Below are 19,284 nucleotides of genomic sequence, written 5' to 3' on the forward strand. Positions count from 1 at the left end.
AGATTGTAAGCGCTTCGTTTCTCTCAGAAGCGACTTTTTAATCTTATCAAGTTGCCGTTCGTTTGTCAACAACTTTTTTTCGTTTTATCAGGTCGCCACTGACCGTTTTATGTTGTCGTTCAGCGGCGACTCATCTAATATATCAAGCCTTGAATAGGAAGTCAACACAAATTGATATTTTAATATAATTATTTTTTAACTCTGTAGTATCTATGGTAAATTCCCTGTCCTTTGGTTTCCACATCAACCACCTCGATGAAGCCTTTATCCGTTAGATACTCGATCATCATGCTCAGATCGACGGAATAATGTTTGGCCCCTTCATTATTCAAGAGTTCCTGGAACGTCCAATACTCTTTCTGCTCCAGTATGCTGATCAGGTGCTCTGATGCCACCTTCATCCTCGAATGGATAAGGAATTCACTTGCCAGGAAAAGAAGCTCCAGACGCTTGTCGATTTCTTCATCACTCGTCACCAGCTCTTCATATAGCTTGTAAATTTCCGGTTCAATCTGTTTGACCTGATTCCACACGGTCACTTCAGGATGGAATCCATGCTCGATGACGGAGAGCCGGGCAAGGTGATGAAGGGAATGAACAATATGATTATAGGCATCAAGGTAATGTCTACTCTCGAAGAATACCTTTCCATCCATATAACGTCTGATCAGTTTGGCAAACTCGAGACCCATTTTGATTTTCCTTCCATAGAAAGGGAAGTCCCTCAGTTCGATCTTCAGATTCTGGATGAACTCGTTCCGATCAAATAATACTTTTCCATTGAAAATCCAGTCGATGACTTTGCGGTTGGAACCTAGCAAGATCCATTCCCTGAGCTTTTCTTCCGTCACCACGTGCAGGGCGGCTTTTTGATCTTTATAGGAATAATGCTTGATGAAGACCGGCTCTTCCGCCTCCTTCACCACAAGAAACAGAACGATATCAAAGGTATCGGTCAAGGGGCTGAATTTGTTACTCTGTTCCACCAACAGGGCGCCCAGCGTGTTGGGATGACTTGTACGCTCCTGGTATATCGGTCTTAAAATGTCTTCCATTGCTTACTCCTCCACATCAATCATTGGTTGGTAACTATTTCGACATGAACACTGGATTTCCTTCTGTAATTATAGTCATTTTTCGACAAACGTCATTCCCGTCCCCCGTTCCATCCTGATTATGGTATAGTATTTTTTTAGGAGGGGGATGGAGATGGCAAAGAAGTATTCTAGCAAAATCAATAAAATCCGGACCTTTGCGTTAAGCTTGGTTTTCATCGGATTCATCATTATGTATGTAGGTATCTATTTTAGACAGCACCCGTGGGTCATGACAACCTTCATGCTATTGGGGTTTCTGTCAATCATCGGAAGTACGGTCGTCTATTTCTGGATCGGCATGCTTTCGACGAAGGCCGTCCAGGTGACGTGTCCCAATTGCGGGAAGGTCACGAAGGTGCTCGGGCGTGTCGATATGTGCATGTATTGCAATGAGCCGCTTACGTTGGATCCGAAGCTTGAAGGCGAAGAGTTCAACGAAGACTATAATAAAAAACGCAGCCGATAGGGACCTTAACAGGGCCCTATTTTTTTGTGGTGCGCAACAAAAAAGAATGGTCCGGTTGGGCCATTCTTAATGGGTTTCTTTGTTGATTTTACTGCATTCAGGACAGGTTCCGTAAATCTCCATTCGATGACTGTTAACCTTGAATCCCGTCACGTGAGAGGCAAGATGCTCCACTTCATCGAGTCCCGGATAGTGGAAATCGACAATCTTTCCGCAGCTGTCGCAGATGACATGATAGTGTTCCGTGGTGACAAAGTCAAAACGGCTGGACGCATCCCCGTAGGTAAGTTCCTTCACCAGTCCGACTTCCCGGAATACCCGCAGATTGTTATAGACGGTTGCCACACTCATATTAGGGAATTTTCCTTCAAGGGCTTTGTATATGTCATCAGCAGTCGGATGAGCCATTGATTCAATGAGAAACTCTAATATCGCATGACGTTGAGGAGTTATTCGTACTCCCGTTTCCTTCAATGTCGAGATCGCTTCTTTCAATTGGCTTTCGTCAGACATCGTCATGCACCTCTTTTCATAAAAATTATTAGTTTATAATCTTTATAAATAGTGTACTAATGGAGGCGCTGATTGTCAATCCATGCCACCATCAACCGTGCAAATTTTTCTCTTCCTCACCCATCTGCTGGTTGATGTATCTTCCTGCCACGAAAAGGTAATCAGATAACCGATTCAGGTACGATAAAACGAGGGGATTGACCGGTTCGTCGATCCCGACTGCTTCCCGCTCAGCCCTCCTTACAATCGTCCTCGCCGTATGGAAAGCAGCTCCGGATGGATGACCGCCGGGCAGGATGAAATTCGTCAGTGGAGTGAGCGTCCCGTCGAGGGCGTCAATCTGTTCTTCAAGCTCTCTCACATGCTCCTCCTCCAGCTTCCATTTCACTTCCTTGCCCTGCGGGGTGGCAAGCTCTGCTCCTACATGGAACAGAATCGTCTGTACTTTATGAAGGAATTCTTCGAATGAATCCTTCCCTTCGAAGAATTCGTTTTTCATATAGCTCAGTGCCAGTCCAAGCATCGAATTTGCTTCGTCGCATGTACCATATGCTTCTACACGTTGATCCTTTTTGGACACCCTGGTCCCGTATATAAGAGATGTCGATCCTTTATCTCCGGTCTTTGTATAAATTTTCAACTTAATAACCCCTTTCAGTATCAATGATATTGATAAGCTCTTCACCATTATGATATGCAAGCAGATTGGTTTTAAATATGGAGAGCGCTCTCGGCATATAGTGTTCCGTTATGCTCGACACATGAGGTGTGATGGTGATCGACTCCTCTTCCCAGAAAGGATGATCTGCAGGCAGGGGTTCATCCTTGAATACATCCAGGTAGATCTTGTCCACCAAGCGATCCCTTGCCGCCCGGAGGAGTACTTCTTCCTCCACTAGATCCCCCCTCCCGATATTGATGAAGGCGGCGCTGTCTTTCATGGCTTTGAAGTGATTGATTGTCAGCAGGGAGCGGGTCTCCTTCGTACTCGGAAGGACCGAAACGATATAGTCAGCAGATCCAAGGACCTTATCCATCCCTTCAAAGGTGTACATCTCATCGAAATGGTCTTTTGCCTCACCCGATGAATTGATGCCGATCACCTTCATCCCGAATGCTTTTGACAGCCTGGCGACCTCCCCTCCGATCGCTCCGGCACCGATAATGAGAATCACATGATCATGAAGCTCGCTGAAGCCGATCCTGCGCGACCACGTCTTCTCTTTCTCCTGCTCACCGATGACCGGGAATTTTTTCGCATGCTGCAGCATCAGGCCCAACGTGAACTCGGCCATGGGGATCTTATGGATCCCCCTCGCATTTGTCACCATGATCCCTTTTTGACGGATGGAATCGAACGGCATCTTCTCCAAGCCGGCAGACGTTACCATGATCCATTTCAACTGCTGGCAATTTTCAAGAATCTCAGGGGTCAAGTCCTCCCCCATTGTTACAGCAACTTGGGCCTCAGCCAGTATTCCCCCAGCTTCCTTCACATTTTTGCAGAAGTGAAATTGCTGATCAGGAAATTCACGCTTCAGCTCCACACGGAAATCTTCTTTCGGCTCATATGTAAATACAACATCCATCGCGACACCCACACTCCTTTTTCCCATTTTATCACACCGTCCTACAGCCCTCTAATCTCAAGCGGCAAAAAAAAGAGGGCGGTCATCGACCGGCCCTGTCTATGGGAGACTGACTTATTTGAGGAGGTTGCCCTACTCTTACTATATGTACCTGCAGTAAAAGTGAATGGACAAACGCCTCTGAAAAGAAAAATAGGCGATTTCGCTTCAGGAAAGATGCTCTTCGATGTATTGAAGGGCCTCTTCCACATGTCCCTTCACCTTCACTTTCCTCCACTCCTTGGAGAGGGTGCCTTCTTTATCAATGATAAAAGTGGAGCGTTCGATACCCATGTATTCTTTTCCGAAGTTCTTCTTGAGCTTCCACACTCCGTATGCCTCAGCCACCTTATGATCTTCATCCACAAGAAGCTGGAACGGGAGACCGTGTTTCTCGATGAACTTTTCATGGCGCTCCGCCGGATCGGGGCTTACACCGAGGATGACTGCGTCAAGTTCTTCAAAGTTCTCATGGTGATCACGGAAGTCACAAGCCTCTGTCGTACATCCCGGTGTCATATCTTTCGGATAAAAATAGAGTACGACATTCTTGCCTCTGTAATCGGATAGTTTCACTGTTTCACCATTATTCGCCGTCAGTTCGAATTCCGGTGCCTTTTGACCAACTGTCATCCTTTGATCCCTCCATATGTTTGATTACCGATAGCGTAACCAAAACAGGGATAAAACTCAACTGATTCGATCATCCTTTGGCCGCATGAAGCTTTTTACCACAAAGGCAGCCGGTACGGTATAGCCCAGCCACGATTCTATGAGAGCGACACCCCGGCCGACACCAACCGGCGTAACATCTCCGTATCCAAGAGAGAAGAGCGTCACACCGCTGAAATAGATGCTCGTGAAGAAATGCTCAATGAATGTGCCGGTGATGGGGGCACCATCCTCCACCAGGATCTGGACCCCTTCAAGGTCGAGGAGAAGGTAAATCGCCCCGAAACCGATCATGATCGTCAAGTAGCACATCCCGAGAAAGAAAAAATGGTGCAGGGAAAAAACGTGGTCCCTCTTCCCACCGGGAGTGAAAAGCGCCCACACGCTCATCATCATGCACAGAAAGATCATTGATCCGATTACATACAACATCCGCATCCCTCATCCATGAGCTTGTCTTCTAATATGTACGCATCCTCCGGCGAAAACATTCTCACATCCAGTATTCCCCTATTTGCTAAACCCTGTACCACAGTACTACAATAGAGAAGGAAGTTTCAAAGAATACTAGGAGGTTACCATGCAATTTTCTAAATCAGAATCATTACATACAGAAGCCCTGGAGCATATCGTCGGTGGTGTAAACAGCCCATCACGCTCGTATAAAGCAGTCGGGGGCGGGTCTCCCGTTGCGATGGAACGCGGAGAAGGGGCATATTTCTGGGACGTCGACGGGAATAAGTACATTGACTACCTTGCTGCGTACGGTCCGATCATCACGGGACACGCGCATCCCCACGTGACAGAAGCCATTAAAACCGCTGCGGAGAACGGGGTATTATACGGTACGCCGACGCGCCACGAAGTCAAATTTGCAAAAATGATCAAAGAAGCCATGCCCTATATGGATAAAGTGCGTTTCGTCAACTCAGGTACAGAAGCCGTCATGACGACCATCCGAGTTGCCCGTGCCTACACCGGTAAAGATAAAGTCATCAAGTTCGCGGGCTGTTACCACGGACACTCCGACCTTGTCCTTGTAGCAGCAGGTTCAGGTCCGTCCACCCTCGGGACACCCGATTCTGCAGGCGTACCGAAAAGTATCGCCCAGGAAGTGATCACCGTTCCGTTCAATGAGATCGGACCTTTCAAAGAAGCGATGGAAAAATGGGGCGACCAGATCGCAGCCGTTCTCGTCGAGCCGATTGTAGGAAACTTCGGGATCGTCGAGCCGAAGGAAGGATTCCTCGAAGCCATCAATGATATTGCCCACGAAGCCGGCTCCCTTGTGATCTATGATGAAGTCATCACAGCATTCCGATTCATGTACGGAGGGGCTCAGGATCTTCTCAAAGTGAAGCCCGACCTGACCGCACTCGGAAAGATCATCGGTGGAGGACTCCCGATCGGTGCCTACGGCGGTAAAAAAGAAATCATGGAGCAAGTGGCTCCCCTCGGCCCTGCTTATCAGGCTGGGACGATGGCCGGCAATCCCGCTTCGATCCTGTCAGGAATCGCCTGCCTTGAAGTACTGCAGGAACCGGGTGTGTACGAAAAACTTGATGCACTCGGTGCCAAGCTCGAAGAAGGGATCCTTGCAGCAGCCAAAAAGCACGGCACTCCGATCTCCATCAACCGTTTGAAAGGAGCACTGACCCTTTACTTCACAGAAGAAACGGTTGAAAACTATGAGCAGGCCGAAGCTACAGATGGTGAAATGTTCGCCAGATTCTTCAAGCTCATGCTTAATCAAGGAATCAATCTTGCTCCATCAAAATATGAAGCATGGTTCCTGACCACAGCCCATACAGAAGAAGATATCAACGCGACACTCGTTGCCGTTGATAAAGCCTTCTCACAGCTTTAATCGCACCGGCCCGCCTCACCCGAGACGGGCTTTTTTATATCATGCATCCCATGATAATCCCCTCTCCTTCTTCATATACTAAAGAGCAGATACTCCCGTTTAATCTCCTTTTCAAAGTGGTACTAACCCTAGTAAGAAAAGCCTTGTGATATCAGGCTGCAACCTTCTGAAATAAATTGAAATTGCCTATTGATATTGTACTGAAGTACCTGTATAGTACAGTATTGTTTATTGAAAAAGTCAAGAATGGAAAGGATCTATATACATGAAATTTGGTGCCCGCATCCTCAAGACGGGGATTGCGATCGTTTTGGCTCTCCTTATCTCAGAAATACTGAAACTGCCTGCACCTGTGTTCGCCGGGATTGCAGCAGTATTCGCCGTACAGCCGACGATCTACCGCTCGTACCTGACCATCATTGAGCAGGTCCAAGCAAACCTGGTCGGCGCCGGGATCGCCGTGATTTTTGTATTGATTTTCGGCAGCAGCCCTCTTGTGGTCGGCCTTGCGGTCATTATCGCCATCGCCATCATTTTGAAACTCAAACTGCAAAACACCATCGGCCTGGCCCTTGTCACACTCATCGCCATCATGGAGGTTACCGATCAGGACTTTATTACATTTGCACTCATCCGTTTTTCTACGATCTTGATTGGGGTATTCTCCTCTTTCATCATCAACCTGATCTTCCTGCCACCAAAGTATGAGACAAAGCTGTTCCACCGGGTTTCAGATTCCACAGAAGAGATCCTGAAGTGGATCAGGCTCAGCACAAGGCATGCTACCGAATTCCACCTTGTAAAGAAAGATCTTGAGCGTATTAAAGAAAAGCTCATCAAGGTCGACCAGCTTTATCTGTTGTACAAAGAAGAGCGGGAATACTTCAAGCGGAACACGATCGTCAGAAGCCGGAAGCTTGTCATCTTCAGGCAGATGATTTCCTCCACATACCGCAGTTTTGAAGTGTTAAAAAGGTTGAACCGCTATGAAAACGAAATCTACCAGCTTCCCGATGAACTCCGGGGCGTCATCAAGGCTCAACTCGATTGTCTCCTGACCTATCATGAACAATTACACCTGAAGTTCCTTGGCAAGATGCATCCCCATGCTGAATCGGAAGCCCAGCAGGATGTTTGTCTTCACCGAAAAGAACTGATGACCATCATGCTAGAGGAAGTCAAACAGCACACCAAGAATGATGATATCCATAATTTCCACCTACTTCATATCTTCTCTGCCATCTTTGAATACGATGAGAATCTTGAGCATCTGGAGCGATTGATCACCAGCTTCCAGTCGTATCACAAAGAAGATAACGAAGTGTCCATCTCGGAAGAAGAGGAAGTATAAAAAAGGAAGGAGCCGATACTGTCGGCTCCTTCCTTTTTGTCAGTTTTTCATTTTTGGATCTAGTGCATCCCTGAGACCGTCGCCCATGAGATTGAACCCGAGAACCGTCAGCATGATGGCAAGTCCCGGAAAGATCATTGTCCAAGGCGCCTGCAGCATGAACGTTCTGGCATCGGCGAGCATCTTACCCCACTCCGGTTGAGGAGCCTGCGCGCCCAGACCAAGGAATCCAAGAGCAGCCGCCTCGATGATGGCCGTCGCAATGGCAAGGGTACCCTGAACGATGATCGGGGCCATGCTGTTCGGAAGGATATGATGGAGCAGGATCCGGTTATCCTTCATGCCGATCGCCTTTGCCGCCATGACATACTCCTCCTGCTTCACACTCAGTACCCTGGAGCGGACGAGCCTACCGAAGTTCGGTATGTTGATGATGGCAATGGCAATGAGGGCATTCCTCAAGGATGGCCCAAGTGCCGCAACGACGGCAATCGCAAGGAGGATACTCGGGAACGCAAGCATGATATCGAAGATCCTCGAGATGATCGTATCAACCCAGCGCCCATAATAACCTGCAACAATCCCAAGCAGGCTACCTGCGACGGCCGAACCGATGACGGCAAAAAATCCGACCCACAGGGAAATCCTTGCACCATGGATGATCCTTGAAAGAATGTCGCGACCGAAATCGTCCGTTCCGAACCAGTGCTCCGAGGACGGTGCCTGCAGCCTTTTCGCCAGGTTTTGCTCATTGATTCCCTGCGGGGCGATCAGTGGTGCAGCAATCGCGAGGATCACAAAGAACAAGACGATGAAAAGACCGATCAGGGCTATTTTATTCTTCCGAAAGCTTTTCCACGCCTCTTTCCAAGGGGAGACATGCTCCTCCTGAAGGGCAGGATTGAGCTCCTTTTGCGGTTCTGCTATTTTTGCTATAAGAGTTCACCTCTTCCTGTAGATGCTAGTTATATTTGATACGCGGATCAACAGCCGCATAGAGAAGGTCCACAATCAGATTGATGGTGACAAAGATCATGGCAACCACCAGGATCCCTGACTGAATGACGGGGTAATCCCGATACGCTATGGCATCGTATATATAGCGGCCGATGCCAGGCCACCCAAAGATCGTTTCCGTCAGGATCGCTCCCCCGAGAAGGAGACCCATTTGAAGCCCGATGACGGTCAGGACCGGGATGATGGCATTTTTCAAAGAATGCTTGTACACGACCCAGAACATCTTCAACCCTTTGGCCCGTGCCGTCCGGATATAATCGGATCGCATGACTTCGAGCATACTGGACCTCGTCATCCGTGCAATGATGGCCATCGGGATGGTGGCGAGGGCAATCCCCGGTAGGATGAGATGCTTGAAGACATCCCCGAATTGATCGAATCTCCCTTGTATCAGGGTATCCAGCAGATAGAAATTCGTTATGGATGATACAGGGTTCCTTACATTTTCACGGCCCGATGTCGGAAGCCAGTCAAGTTGAATCCCGAAAACCCACTGTTCCATCAAGCCAAGCCAGAAGATCGGAAGCGATACCCCGATCAGAGCAAGGATCATGGCCGTGTAATCAAACCAGGAATTTTGGAACCACGCACTGATGATACCTGCATTGACACCAATGACGACGGCAATGATCATGGCCACGATGGCCAGTTCCGCAGTGGCTGCAAGATATGGCCAGATTTCTGCTGAAACCTCTGTTTTCGTCCTGAGGGAATTCCCAAGATCTCCTGTAAGGAGTCCTTTTAAATAGTCAAAATATTGAACGTACCAGGCGTTATCAAGTCCCAGCTGATTCCTCAGCTGCTCGATCGCTTCCTTCGAGGCCTGCTGCCCAAGAATGACCTGTGCCGGATCACCAGGGATGGCACGGATAATGAAGAATACAATCAATGTCATTCCCAATAGAACCGGAATCAGCTGCAATAATCTTCGGATGGTGTATTGAAACATCAGTATTCACCTCTTTTTAAAAGGAATGGTTGCTATGTTTTTCTTTCCTGACCATAAGCCTGAAACCCCAAAAGGAAAAGAACGCCTTTCTGGATTTCTGTCTTATGCTTGTCGGGCCAGATCGAGCGCCCTCCGCTTTTCTTTGTCCAGCTCCGGCGGGTTGGCCCTCGAGGTCATAAGCCTGAAATCCAAAAAGGCAAAGAGCGCCTTTCCGGATTTCCGGCTTATGCTTGTCGGGCCAGATCGACCCGCCTCCGCTTTTCTTTCCTGTCTAGCTCCGGGCGCTTGGCCCTCGAGGTCATAAGCCCGAAATCCAAAAAGGCAAAGAACGCCTTTCTGGATTTCTGTCTTATGCTTGTCGGGCCAGATCGAGCGCCCTCCGCTTTTCTATGTACAAAGGGGAGAGCTTTTGGCGTCTCCCCTTTGGTGGTAATGGATTATTCTAAGTCCACTGCTCCGAGGAAGTCGGATCCAGTTGGATGTGGCTTGAAGTTTTTGACTTTGTTGCTGCCCGCAAGAAGTGGTGTCGAGTGGGCAAGCGGTACCCAAGGAGCATCTTCATGGATGATTTCTTGGGCTTTCTTGTACATTTCATTACGTTTATCTTGATCGGTTTCCGATTGGGCATCGATCAGGAGCTTGTGGAGTTCGTCATTACTGTAGTAGGTATAGTTGTTGCTTCCGATATTGTCTTTATCGAGAAGGACATAAAGGAAGTTATCGGCATCTCCGTTATCACCGGTCCAACCAAGAAGGAAGGCATCCGCTTCACCTTTACGGGCTTTTTCAAGATACGTTGCCCACTCATAGGATACGATATTGGCTTTGACTCCGATTTTTTCAAGGTCGGCCTGTATGGCTTCTGCCACCTTTTGACCATCCGGCATATATGGACGCGGTACAGGCATCGCCCAAAGCTCCATTTCAAAACCGTCTTCAAGGCCTGCTTCTTTCAGTAGTTCCTTCGCTTTTTCAGGGTCGTATTCATACCCTTCAATTTCATCGTTATAACCAGCTACGACAGGAGGCATAGGGTTTTTGGCAATTTCGGCTTTCCCTTCGAAGAAAGCGTCGATGATCGATTGCTTATTGATGGCATAGTTGATGGCCTGGCGCACTTTCGGATTGTCGAACGGCTTGCGTGTTGAAGTCAAACCGAGGTATCCGACGTTCATGGACGGGCGCTCAAAGATCTGTAGGTCAGCATTGCTCTCGACTTGGCCTGCATCACTTGGATTGACTCCATCGGCAAGATCGATTTCCCCGGAAATCAAGGCGTTCAGACGAGCAGAGTTCTCAGGGATTGCGCGGAATACCACTTCATCCAATTTAGGTTGATCTTTTTGCCAATAATCTTCATTTTTCACGAGTACGATTTTGTCGTTACGTTTCCACTCTTTGAATTTGAATGGACCAGTTCCTGCATCCACCGGGTTTTCTCCGAGCTTATCGCCTTGTTCGTCGATTGCTTTCGGGCTGACGATCGCAAACGGGCTCATGGCAATGTTCTTAAGGAAAGGAGCCTGCGGACGTTTCAGCTTGAATTCGACGGTTTTCTCGTCAACAGCCTTCACTTCTTCAATGACGTGCCCTTCGTCTCCTTTAAACCCACCAAACATGGATTTATAGTAATAGAATGCCTCTTCGTTCCCATTCATCCAGCGATCGAAGTTCTTTACGACCGCATCCGCATTTAAGTCCGTCCCGTCCTGGAACTTCACTCCTTCACGAAGGTGGAAGGTATACGTCAATCCATCATCGGCTACGTCCCACTTCTCCGCCAGACCTGGATTCGGTTCTGTGTCCTGCTCCCCGAAGTTCACAAGGGTTTCAAAAATATTCACTGTGACTTTAAATGACTCTCCATCTGTGACGACTGCCGGGTCTAGTGCCACGGAATCTCCACCACGACCGAATATCAATTGCTTCGGTGCAGCATTATCCTTGTCTCCCCCGCCTTCACCGGATGAACCTTCGGATCCGCAGCCGTAGAGTACTGTGGATACGAGCAGGATCATCAGCATGATCATTGACCAACCTTTTCTCTTCAAACAAATCCCCTCCTGTGGTTTATATATACGTTATACCGCCTGCCCTCAATAAAGATGGCAGGCAACATAATGCCCTGGTTGCTGTTCCTTGAAATCAGGAACCTTTTGCTTGCATATCTCTGTTGCGTGCGGACACCGGGTGTGGAATGTGCATCCGCTCGGAGGATTGGAAGGGCTCGGAATATCCCCTTGTAAGAGGATGGTCTCCCTTTTAAACTCCGGATCCGGTATCGGCACTGCCGACAGAAGCGCCTGCGTATATGGATGCATCGGCTTATCGTAGAGCGCTTCACTGGTGCTGAGCTCTACCATCCTGCCGAGGTACATGACGCCTACCCGGTCACTGATATGCCTGACGACGCCAAGATCATGTGCGATGAATATATAGGTGAGTCCGAATTCTTTTTGTAGATCCTGCATGAGGTTCAGCACCTGTGATTGGATGGAAACATCAAGGGCCGACACCGGCTCGTCTGCAATGATGAGCTTCGGTCGCGTCATGAGGGCTCTTGCAATCCCGATCCGCTGCCTCTGCCCCCCACTGAATTGATGGGGATACCGCTTTGCATGATAGCTGCTCAACCCTACAATTTCGAGAAGCTCCCTGACCCTTTGGCGCCTTTCTTTCTGGGACCCGATTCCGTGGACCTTGAGGGGCTCTTCCAGGATCTGTTCCACTGTATGCCTTGGATTAAGAGAGGCATACGGGTCCTGGAAGACCATTTGGATCTCCCTTCTCATCTTCCTCATTTCGGAGTTTGATAGACTCGTAAGCTCCCGGTCCTGAAACGTCACTTTCCCATCGGTCGGATCGATCAAGCGCATGAGCATCCTTCCGGTTGTTGATTTTCCACATCCGCTTTCACCGACGATTCCAAGGGTCTCCCCCTTGTTGACGGTGAATGATACGCCGTCGACCGCTTTGACCGAGCTGATTTGTCTCCCCAACAGCCCCCCGGTGATGGGGAAATGTTTCTGGAGATTCTCAACCTTCAGCAATGGTTCCGTCATAAACTCCCTCCTCTGCTTCATCGAATAGGAAGCATCTTGTGCAATGTCCTTTGGATGTTTCATATAGTTCAGGGGTTTCGACCAGACAGCGATCGAAGGCCGATTCGCATCTGGCAGCGAATCGGCAACCCGTCTTGATCGAGCCGGGTCTGGGCACACTGCCTTTGATGGAATGGAGACGCTGCTGTTTCATCCTCATGTCGGGAACCGATTGGATCAGTCCCTTAGTATAGGGGTGCTGAGGATTTTTAAAGATTTCTTCGACCGTCCCTTCTTCAACCACTTTCCCAGAGTACATGACGACGACACGCTCACATGTTTCGGCTACTACACCGAGATCATGGGTGATCAGGAGGACGGCCGTATTCAATTCCTTATTCAGATTTTTCATCAGCTTCAGGATCTGCGCCTGGATGGTCACATCAAGGGCTGTGGTCGGCTCGTCTGCAATGAGGACATTCGGATCGCATACCATTGCCATGGCGATCATGACCCGCTGACGCATTCCTCCCGACAGTTGATGAGGATATTCCTTCACCAGCTCTTCAGATCTCGGAAGGCCGACTTTCTTCAGCATCTCAATGGCTCTCTTAAGCGCTTCCTTTTTGCTCAGTTTCATATGTATACGTATGGACTCGGTCAGTTGATCTCCTATGGTAAACACAGGATTAAGGGAAGTCATCGGTTCCTGAAAGATCATGGCAATGTCATTCCCCCGGATCTCCCTCATCCGCTTATCGGTTGCGCTAGTCAAATCTTCCCCTTTATAAAGAATACGCCCTCCAGTGATTTTACCTGGTGGTGAGGGAATTAGTCCCATGACCGATAGGGATGTGACGCTCTTCCCACATCCGCTTTCTCCAACCACCCCGAGGATTTCCCCTTCATTCACATGAAAACTTACCCCGTCGACTGCCGGAACCTCTCCATCATCAGTGAAAAAGGAGGTCCTCAAGTCTTCTACCTGCAATAAAGGACGTGCTTTCCCCATCAAACCTCTCCCTTTCCATTATCTAAAAAATCTTTATTTTCTAATTTTTATCTGTTTCTTATTATACAAGATGCTACAAATGTTGCAATCTATTTTCAGAATTTTTATTCTTAATAGACAATTACCCCTTTTCCCACTATATGCCGTTTGTCCTAGATCATACCTTTACAACTAAAGGAAAATACTCCCATGTACTTATAGAAAAAAGCCGGTGAAGAAACATTCGTTTCTTCACCGGCTTTCTGTTAATTATCTAATTGTTGAACCTGGAACAATCTGTAATAATGATCCTGCTTCTTCATTAGTTCCTCATGGGTACCCATTTCAGCAATTTCCCCGTTCTCCATATGGATGATACGGTCTGCATGGGTAATCGTGGACAAGCGGTGGGCGACGATGAAAGTCGTCCTGTCTTTGGCAAGCATCTCCAACGATTCCTGAATGAGATGTTCACTTTCAAGATCAAGGGCGGAGGTAGCTTCATCCAGGATCAAGATCGGTGGATTCTTCAAGAATACCCTGGCGATGGCCACCCTCTGCTTTTGACCTCCGGAAAGTTTCACACCGCGTTCCCCGACTTTCGTATCGTAGCCTTCAGGGAGCTTCATGATGAAGTCATGGGCATTGGCTGCTTTGGCTGCCTCGATCACTTCTTCATCCGTCGCATCAGGATTACCGAATTTGATATTCATCTTGACCGATTCACTGAAAAGGATGTTGTCCTGAAGAACCATTCCGATTTTATCCCTGAGCGTTCTCACTTGGAACCTTCTGATATCCGTCCCATCAAGAAGTATGCTCCCCTCGGAGACGTCATAGAACCTCGGGATCAAGCTGACAAGGGAGGATTTCCCCCCTCCGCTCATTCCGACAAGAGCGACCGTTTCACCAGAATGGATATCCAAGTTCAGGTTGCTCAGCACCGTTTCTTCTTCTTCCTCGTACTTAAAGGATACATGATCAAACTTGATGTCCCCTTTTACAGTTGTACAAGGAATCGCTCCGGGCTCATCGTCGATATCGTATTTTTCATCCATGAACTCAAACACCCTGTCCATTGACGCAATGGACTGCGTCAGGGTCGTAGAAGAATTCACAAGTCTCCTCAGCGGACTATAGAGGCGGTCGATATAGGCGACAAATGCCGCCATCGTCCCGATGGTCAGATCTCCCTGGATGACCTGATAACCCGCATACCCGATAATGATGAGCGGTGATATGTCTGTAATGGTATTGACGACGGCAAATGCCTTGGCGTTCCAGCTCGTCTGATCCAATGCCTTTTGCAGGAAGTTTTTATTCTGACTGCGGAAAGCGGTTTGCTCGTGATCTTCCACGGCAAAGCTTTTGATCACCGGCATTCCCTGAACCCGTTCATGAAGATGACTTTGCACTTCTGCAAGGGCCTGGGACCGGTCACGCGTAAGGCCACGAAGACGCCCGAAGAAATAGCGCACTGAAAGGGCGTAGAACGGAAAGGCAATCAATGAAACGAAGGTCAGTGAGACGTCCATGGTGAACATGATGGCCACTGCGATCAAGATCGTTGCAAGATCAAGCCAGAGATTCATAAGCCCCGTCATGACGAAGTTTTTTGTCTGCTCAACATCATTTATGACCCTGGAGATGACTTCTCCTGCCCGCGTGTTCGAGTAATACTTGAAGCTGAGCTTCTGTATGTGAGAGAAAAGTTGGTCCCTGATATCATAGAGGATTTTATTCCCTGTCCACTGAGCGAAGTATTGGCGGTAATATTCAACAGGCGGACGAATGATCAGAAAGACCACAACCATGATCCCCATCACTAGGAGGAGATGGTTCGTCTTCTCTCCGGCTGATAGGGAGGTGTTCCCCACTACATCATCGATGACATATTTGATGAGCACCGGAATGAGAAGCGGGATGGCGAATTTGATGATTCCTATAATGAGCGTACCTATTATTTGCCAGCGGTAAGGCTTGACAAACTGGAGGTATCGTTTGATACTGTCCACTTCAAAACTCCTTTCAATCTGACCATGAAAAAGGGGTGACCCCGTTGATTGAGAAGCCCTGCGCGGATCGAATTGAATCCGGCGGCTCTCAGAAAGGGTCAGCCCTTCTATCGGTTACTACTTCCTTTATCCTCTGTGCATTAAATAGCGCTCGTACCAAATATCGATGAAATCAGGGGCAAACGGTCCCTTCCGCTGCCTGATCCATCTGACGAGCTTGTCCACATTCCTTTGCAGAATGTGATCGATAACATCGGGATAACCGTACAACTTGCGATGGGTATCATACTCATCTTCATCCAAGAGCGTATAGGTCATATCCGGGTACACCTTGATATCAAGATCATAATCGATATACTTGATCGCTTCGTGATCGTATACGAACGGGGAGCTCAGATTGCAATAATAATAAATACCGTCTTCCCGGATCATGCAGATGATATTGAACCATAATTCTGAATGAAAGTAGCAAATTGCAGGCTCTCGGGTCATCCACGTCCTGCCGTCGGACTCGGTCACCATTGTCCGGTCGTTTCCGCCGATGATCATATTGCTAGTCCCTTTCAGGATGGTTGTTTCATTCCATATACGGTGGATGTTTCCATCATGCTTGAAGCTATGTATTTGTACTGAATGCCCTTCTGTGGGAACCGCCATTTTCTACCCTTCTTTCCTTCGGATTGCACGTATAAATAAAAGTCTATTCTATTATTATAACGTTTCCTCCCGAAATTTAAAACAAAAGGGCTACCCATTAGGAAAATACATTCGCTGGGCGCCCTTGTCCTCCGTTCTTAAAGGGATACTTCCTGTTCTTTTTTATACGAGCGGATGACTTCATCTGTCTGCTCCTGGAATACTTTTTGAATATCTTTCAATTCACTTTTCTTCATTTCAATTTCTCTTTTCAGCGACTCGGCAAGAGCCATCTCTTCTAGCTCGATCAATTCCTTTTCAAGATCCTGGCAGCGCTCGATTTCGGATTGAAGGAATAGCAGCTTGTCCATCGTTTCCAGCTGCTCATGAATCAGTTCATTGAATAACTCCTGCATAGCCCATCCACTCCCTGTAAAAGACTCTCTACACAGATTCTCCTTCCAGGCGGTAATCCCTTTGACTATTCCTGTCCCATTCCCACCAGTTTTGTCGAAGGAAAAATGAAAAAGCACCCGGATGGGATCCGGGTGCTTTTCAGTGGTCATGGAATAGCTCTATGCTATTTCAGACATTATTTTTGGTTCTTTTGAGCTGATTGTTGGTTTTGCTTTTTCACTTCTTGAGCGTTAGTCTCAGAAGCAAACTCAGTGCCGTACTGTTGTTGTCCGGCATTTTGTTGTTTTTGTTGTTGTTGCATGTTTGTTTTGTTGTTTTGTTTTGCCATTGTAATCACCTCCACGCTTATTAAGATAACCAAGGGTGGAGGTGACTATTCGACTTTTTTTTGAAAAATAATCGGGTCAGACGAGAAGCGACCTTCCGCCATCGACGATGATCGTCTGTCCCCTGATCATGGACGAATCAGCCGACACGAGGAACATGACGGACTTCACGAGGTCGTCGATTTCGACCATTCTTCCAGCAGGGGTATTCTGGCGGGCGTCTTCAAGAAGCTCTTCGCGATTCGGGAAATGCTTCAGTGCGTCCGTATCGATCGCACCGCCAGATACGGCATTCACGATAATATTCCTTGGCGCAAGCTCGACGGCCAGATATCGGGTCAATGCTTCCACGGCTGCCTTTGACACGCCAACGGTGGTGTAGTTATCAAGGTACCTGATCGAACCGAGGGAGCTGATGCTGACGATCCTTCCGCCATCATCCATCAACTTTGCCGCCTCCTGTGCACAGAAGAGGAGGGCTTTGCTGTTGATGTTCATCGTCCAGTCCCAGTGGGATTCTTCCAGTTCCATCACAGGGCGGAGCACACCAGAGGCAGCATTGCTGATGAGGACATCCAACCTCCCGAATTCCTCCTTGATTTGTTCGAACATCGCCTTGATTTTATCGACATCCCCGACATTCGCCCGAACGATGAACGCCTTTCGTCCAAGCTTTTCAATCTGTTCAGCTGTCTCGAGGGCCCCCTTCTTACTACGTGCGTAGTTAACGACGATATCGTATCCTTTTTCAGCAAGCTGGATAGCGATTTCCCTTCCCAATCCACGACTGCTTCCCGTTACCAATGCTACTTTTTGACTCATGTTCATCTTCCTTCCTTACCCCCTGTATATTCGTCCTTCATTCATCCAAACTAAGGACAGGAGGGATCATTAATGTATGTAGGTAGAGATATGACCGAACTTTCCATGGTACCAAAGAGTGAGTGGAAGGAATCTGAGCTTGCCTTCTTCCATCACTCACTACAACAAATAGTACCTTATTTGAACAGCGAAGGACAATCCATCCATCGTGAAATCATCAAAGAGATCGAGTCACGCGGAGGCCTGTCTCATCACGAAGCCACTTATACCAATGGAACGAAGGTCAGTTATGATTAGGGGCGCACTTGCCCCTTTTCCAGCTGTAAGCTGACTTCCTTCCATATCTTCTGATGGGAAACGGGAAACGCATATTTTTCAAGCTCTTCCGGCGTGACTGCAATGAGATCCCCATATGATTCATGATCTTCGACCACCCCAACGAATACATCGATATCCCAGATGATGTGTGAGAAGATATGTTGGAAGGTTGAAGCGATTTCCCTTTTCAACGCACTTTCCACCCCATATACTTCAATGAGGCTTTCATGGAGCTGCTCACGGATGCGACCAGTGCTTCCGACTTCGAAGTTCGGGAACTCCCACAAATTTGCAAGAAGTCCCGTGCCGGGACGCTTATGGATCAAAACCTTCCCATCTGTGTTGAAAAGCACGGCTGCTGCCATATTGAGTTTACGGGCACTTTTCTTTTTTGATTTAATGGGAAGTTCAGACTGAACGCCTTCTTCAAATGCATGACAATGCTCCCTTACAGGACAGAGCAGGCATGAAGGGGAGGTCGGGGTACAGATCAATGCCCCCAGCTCCATCAGTGCCTGATTGAAGTAAGAAGGGTTTTCTTCAGAGATGAGGGCCCGCACCGCTTCTTCGAACACCTTTCTTGAGGAAGGCTTGGCAATATCAAGCCAAATCGATAAAATGCGCGAGAAGACCCTCATGACATTGCCGTCCACGGCCGGTTCGGGTTTCCCGTAGGCGATGCTGAGGATGGCGCCAGCCGTATAGGGCCCCACTCCCTTCAGGGTGGCGATTTCTTTGGGATCGTCCGGTACGATTCCGCCGTATGAGTCCCTCACCTCCCGGACCGCTGCCTGCAGATTCCTGACGCGGGAATAATAGCCGAGGCCTTCCCAAGCTTTCAGGATTTCTTCTTCATCGGCAGACGCAAGAGCATCTAACGTAGGAAATTTTCCGATAAATCGGTTAAAATAAGGTATGACCGTATCGACACGGGTTTGCTGGAGCATGATTTCCGACACCCACACTTTATAGGGGTCCTGATCCTTCCTCCATGGAAGATCCCGCTGCTCATTGGTGAACCAGGAGATCAGATCTTCCTGGAACGCTTCCCGGTCGATGGAATGGAGATTCTTTAATGGTTCATCTGTCACTTTTGTCCCTCCAGGATGTTATTTGGTACTCGATATAGGGAATAATCCCTGTAAGCAGGGCGAGCTT

The 19,284-nt window shown here is 48.1% G+C and carries 21 protein-coding genes; 4 read left to right on the plus strand and 17 right to left on the minus strand.

The features are described from left to right. Positions 1-188: 188 nt before the first annotated feature. On the minus strand, positions 189-1,055 hold the full coding sequence (locus tag ACNA6I_RS10635; RefSeq protein ID WP_048007784.1) for a nucleotidyltransferase-like protein: 867 nt from the start codon (positions 1,053-1,055) through the stop codon (positions 189-191). Positions 1,056-1,209: 154 nt separating this feature from the next. Here ACNA6I_RS10635 and ACNA6I_RS10640 point away from each other — a divergent pair, with 154 nt between their 5' ends. Further along, positions 1,210-1,563 carry a YgzB family protein gene (locus tag ACNA6I_RS10640; protein ID WP_048007783.1) on the plus strand — a complete coding sequence of 118 codons (354 nt, stop codon included), beginning with the start codon at positions 1,210-1,212 and terminating at the stop codon, positions 1,561-1,563. Positions 1,564-1,629: 66 nt separating this feature from the next. Here the strand turns inward: ACNA6I_RS10640 and perR are convergent, their stop codons facing one another. The 5 genes from perR to ACNA6I_RS10665 form a co-directional block, all read right to left on the minus strand. Then, positions 1,630-2,082, minus strand: coding sequence for a peroxide-responsive transcriptional repressor PerR (gene perR, locus ACNA6I_RS10645; RefSeq protein WP_048007782.1), 453 nt, complete (start codon positions 2,080-2,082; stop codon positions 1,630-1,632). A gap of 85 nt (positions 2,083-2,167) precedes the next feature. Then, on the minus strand, positions 2,168-2,716 hold the full coding sequence (locus ACNA6I_RS10650; protein ID WP_048007781.1) for a cob(I)yrinic acid a,c-diamide adenosyltransferase: 549 nt from the start codon (positions 2,714-2,716) through the stop codon (positions 2,168-2,170). Position 2,717: 1 nt separating this feature from the next. Further along, a complete protein-coding gene (locus tag ACNA6I_RS10655) occupies positions 2,718-3,665 on the minus strand; it encodes a D-2-hydroxyacid dehydrogenase (protein WP_048007780.1) in 948 nt (315 codons plus the stop codon). 207 nt (positions 3,666-3,872) lie between these two features. Beyond that, on the minus strand, positions 3,873-4,337 hold the full coding sequence (bcp, locus tag ACNA6I_RS10660) for a thioredoxin-dependent thiol peroxidase (protein ID WP_048007779.1): 465 nt from the start codon (positions 4,335-4,337) through the stop codon (positions 3,873-3,875). Between the two features lie 57 nt (positions 4,338-4,394). Further along, entirely contained in the window at positions 4,395-4,787 is a 393-nt protein-coding gene (locus ACNA6I_RS10665; RefSeq protein WP_416313280.1) for an ion channel, read from the minus strand. A gap of 169 nt (positions 4,788-4,956) precedes the next feature. Here ACNA6I_RS10665 and ACNA6I_RS10670 point away from each other — a divergent pair, with 169 nt between their 5' ends. Both ACNA6I_RS10670 and ACNA6I_RS10675 read left to right on the plus strand, forming a co-directional pair. Then, entirely contained in the window at positions 4,957-6,243 is a 1,287-nt protein-coding gene (locus ACNA6I_RS10670; protein WP_048012504.1) for a glutamate-1-semialdehyde 2,1-aminomutase, read from the plus strand. Between the two features lie 265 nt (positions 6,244-6,508). Next, positions 6,509-7,594, plus strand: coding sequence for an FUSC family protein (locus ACNA6I_RS10675; RefSeq protein WP_048007776.1), 1,086 nt, complete (start codon positions 6,509-6,511; stop codon positions 7,592-7,594). 39 nt (positions 7,595-7,633) lie between these two features. On the opposite strand, the gene nikC is transcribed toward ACNA6I_RS10675, so the two are convergent. The 10 genes from nikC to fabL all read right to left on the minus strand — a co-directional run bounded on the left by nikC (position 7,634) and on the right by fabL (position 17,808). Continuing rightward, the gene (nikC, locus tag ACNA6I_RS10680; protein WP_416313758.1) at positions 7,634-8,521 is read right to left on the minus strand and encodes a nickel transporter permease; all 888 of its coding nucleotides are present in this window, start codon (positions 8,519-8,521) and stop codon (positions 7,634-7,636) included. Positions 8,522-8,555: 34 nt separating this feature from the next. Beyond that, positions 8,556-9,560: an ABC transporter permease gene (locus ACNA6I_RS10685; protein ID WP_048007774.1), complete on the minus strand. Its 1,005-nt coding sequence runs from the start codon at positions 9,558-9,560 to the stop codon at positions 8,556-8,558. Positions 9,561-9,997: 437 nt separating this feature from the next. After that, the gene (locus ACNA6I_RS10690) at positions 9,998-11,590 is read right to left on the minus strand and encodes an ABC transporter substrate-binding protein (RefSeq protein ID WP_048007786.1); all 1,593 of its coding nucleotides are present in this window, start codon (positions 11,588-11,590) and stop codon (positions 9,998-10,000) included. 66 nt (positions 11,591-11,656) lie between these two features. Continuing rightward, positions 11,657-12,622 (minus strand): ABC transporter ATP-binding protein, encoded by a 966-nt coding sequence (locus ACNA6I_RS10695; RefSeq protein WP_048007773.1) that lies wholly within the window; start codon positions 12,620-12,622, stop codon positions 11,657-11,659. Next, positions 12,597-13,613, minus strand: coding sequence for an ABC transporter ATP-binding protein (locus ACNA6I_RS10700; RefSeq protein ID WP_048007772.1), 1,017 nt, complete (start codon positions 13,611-13,613; stop codon positions 12,597-12,599). Before ACNA6I_RS10700 ends, ACNA6I_RS10695 begins: the two co-directional genes overlap by 26 nt. 245 nt (positions 13,614-13,858) lie before the next feature. Beyond that, on the minus strand, positions 13,859-15,607 hold the full coding sequence (locus ACNA6I_RS10705) for an ABC transporter ATP-binding protein (RefSeq protein WP_048007771.1): 1,749 nt from the start codon (positions 15,605-15,607) through the stop codon (positions 13,859-13,861). Positions 15,608-15,733: 126 nt separating this feature from the next. Then, the gene (locus ACNA6I_RS10710) at positions 15,734-16,264 is read right to left on the minus strand and encodes a DUF402 domain-containing protein (protein ID WP_048007770.1); all 531 of its coding nucleotides are present in this window, start codon (positions 16,262-16,264) and stop codon (positions 15,734-15,736) included. A 137-nt stretch (positions 16,265-16,401) separates the two neighbouring features. Beyond that, positions 16,402-16,659, minus strand: a complete 258-nt coding sequence (locus ACNA6I_RS10715) for a YgaB family protein (RefSeq protein ID WP_048012506.1) — start codon at positions 16,657-16,659, stop codon at positions 16,402-16,404. Between the two features lie 176 nt (positions 16,660-16,835). Then, positions 16,836-16,988, minus strand: coding sequence for a gamma-type small acid-soluble spore protein (locus tag ACNA6I_RS10720; protein ID WP_048007768.1), 153 nt, complete (start codon positions 16,986-16,988; stop codon positions 16,836-16,838). Positions 16,989-17,064: 76 nt separating this feature from the next. After that, entirely contained in the window at positions 17,065-17,808 is a 744-nt protein-coding gene (gene fabL, locus ACNA6I_RS10725) for an enoyl-[acyl-carrier-protein] reductase FabL (RefSeq protein ID WP_416313281.1), read from the minus strand. 72 nt (positions 17,809-17,880) lie between these two features. On the opposite strand from fabL, the gene ACNA6I_RS10730 reads away from it, so the two are divergent. Next, a complete protein-coding gene (locus tag ACNA6I_RS10730; RefSeq protein WP_048007767.1) occupies positions 17,881-18,105 on the plus strand; it encodes a hypothetical protein in 225 nt (74 codons plus the stop codon). Here ACNA6I_RS10730 and mutY read toward each other — a convergent pair. Then, entirely contained in the window at positions 18,102-19,217 is a 1,116-nt protein-coding gene (gene mutY / locus ACNA6I_RS10735; protein WP_048007766.1) for an A/G-specific adenine glycosylase, read from the minus strand. The genes ACNA6I_RS10730 and mutY overlap by 4 nt on opposite strands. Positions 19,218-19,284: the final 67 nt, after the last annotated feature.

It is taken from the genome of Rossellomorea sp. FS2 (assembly GCF_047915635.1).
GTDB lineage: Bacteria > Bacillota > Bacilli > Bacillales > Bacillaceae_B > Rossellomorea > Rossellomorea marisflavi_A.

Coding starts and splice junctions, on each gene's coding strand:
- ACNA6I_RS10700 (WP_048007772.1), bottom strand. CDS start 13,613: ATGGGGAAAGCACGTCCTTTATTGCAGGTAGAAGACTTGAGGACCTCC.
- ACNA6I_RS10635 (WP_048007784.1), bottom strand. CDS start 1,055: ATGGAAGACATTTTAAGACCGATATACCAGGAGCGTACAAGTCATCCC.
- ACNA6I_RS10710 (WP_048007770.1), bottom strand. CDS start 16,264: ATGGCGGTTCCCACAGAAGGGCATTCAGTACAAATACATAGCTTCAAG.
- perR (WP_048007782.1), bottom strand. CDS start 2,082: ATGACGATGTCTGACGAAAGCCAATTGAAAGAAGCGATCTCGACATTG.
- ACNA6I_RS10640 (WP_048007783.1), top strand. CDS start 1,210: ATGGCAAAGAAGTATTCTAGCAAAATCAATAAAATCCGGACCTTTGCG.
- ACNA6I_RS10730 (WP_048007767.1), top strand. CDS start 17,881: ATGTATGTAGGTAGAGATATGACCGAACTTTCCATGGTACCAAAGAGT.
- ACNA6I_RS10685 (WP_048007774.1), bottom strand. CDS start 9,560: ATGTTTCAATACACCATCCGAAGATTATTGCAGCTGATTCCGGTTCTA.
- ACNA6I_RS10655 (WP_048007780.1), bottom strand. CDS start 3,665: ATGGATGTTGTATTTACATATGAGCCGAAAGAAGATTTCCGTGTGGAG.
- ACNA6I_RS10720 (WP_048007768.1), bottom strand. CDS start 16,988: ATGGCAAAACAAAACAACAAAACAAACATGCAACAACAACAAAAACAA.
- bcp (WP_048007779.1), bottom strand. CDS start 4,337: ATGACAGTTGGTCAAAAGGCACCGGAATTCGAACTGACGGCGAATAAT.
- fabL (WP_416313281.1), bottom strand. CDS start 17,808: ATGAGTCAAAAAGTAGCATTGGTAACGGGAAGCAGTCGTGGATTGGGA.
- ACNA6I_RS10675 (WP_048007776.1), top strand. CDS start 6,509: ATGAAATTTGGTGCCCGCATCCTCAAGACGGGGATTGCGATCGTTTTG.
- ACNA6I_RS10715 (WP_048012506.1), bottom strand. CDS start 16,659: ATGCAGGAGTTATTCAATGAACTGATTCATGAGCAGCTGGAAACGATG.
- ACNA6I_RS10690 (WP_048007786.1), bottom strand. CDS start 11,590: ATGATCATGCTGATGATCCTGCTCGTATCCACAGTACTCTACGGCTGC.
- ACNA6I_RS10695 (WP_048007773.1), bottom strand. CDS start 12,622: ATGACGGAACCATTGCTGAAGGTTGAGAATCTCCAGAAACATTTCCCC.
- ACNA6I_RS10670 (WP_048012504.1), top strand. CDS start 4,957: ATGCAATTTTCTAAATCAGAATCATTACATACAGAAGCCCTGGAGCAT.
- ACNA6I_RS10665 (WP_416313280.1), bottom strand. CDS start 4,787: ATGATCTTTCTGTGCATGATGATGAGCGTGTGGGCGCTTTTCACTCCC.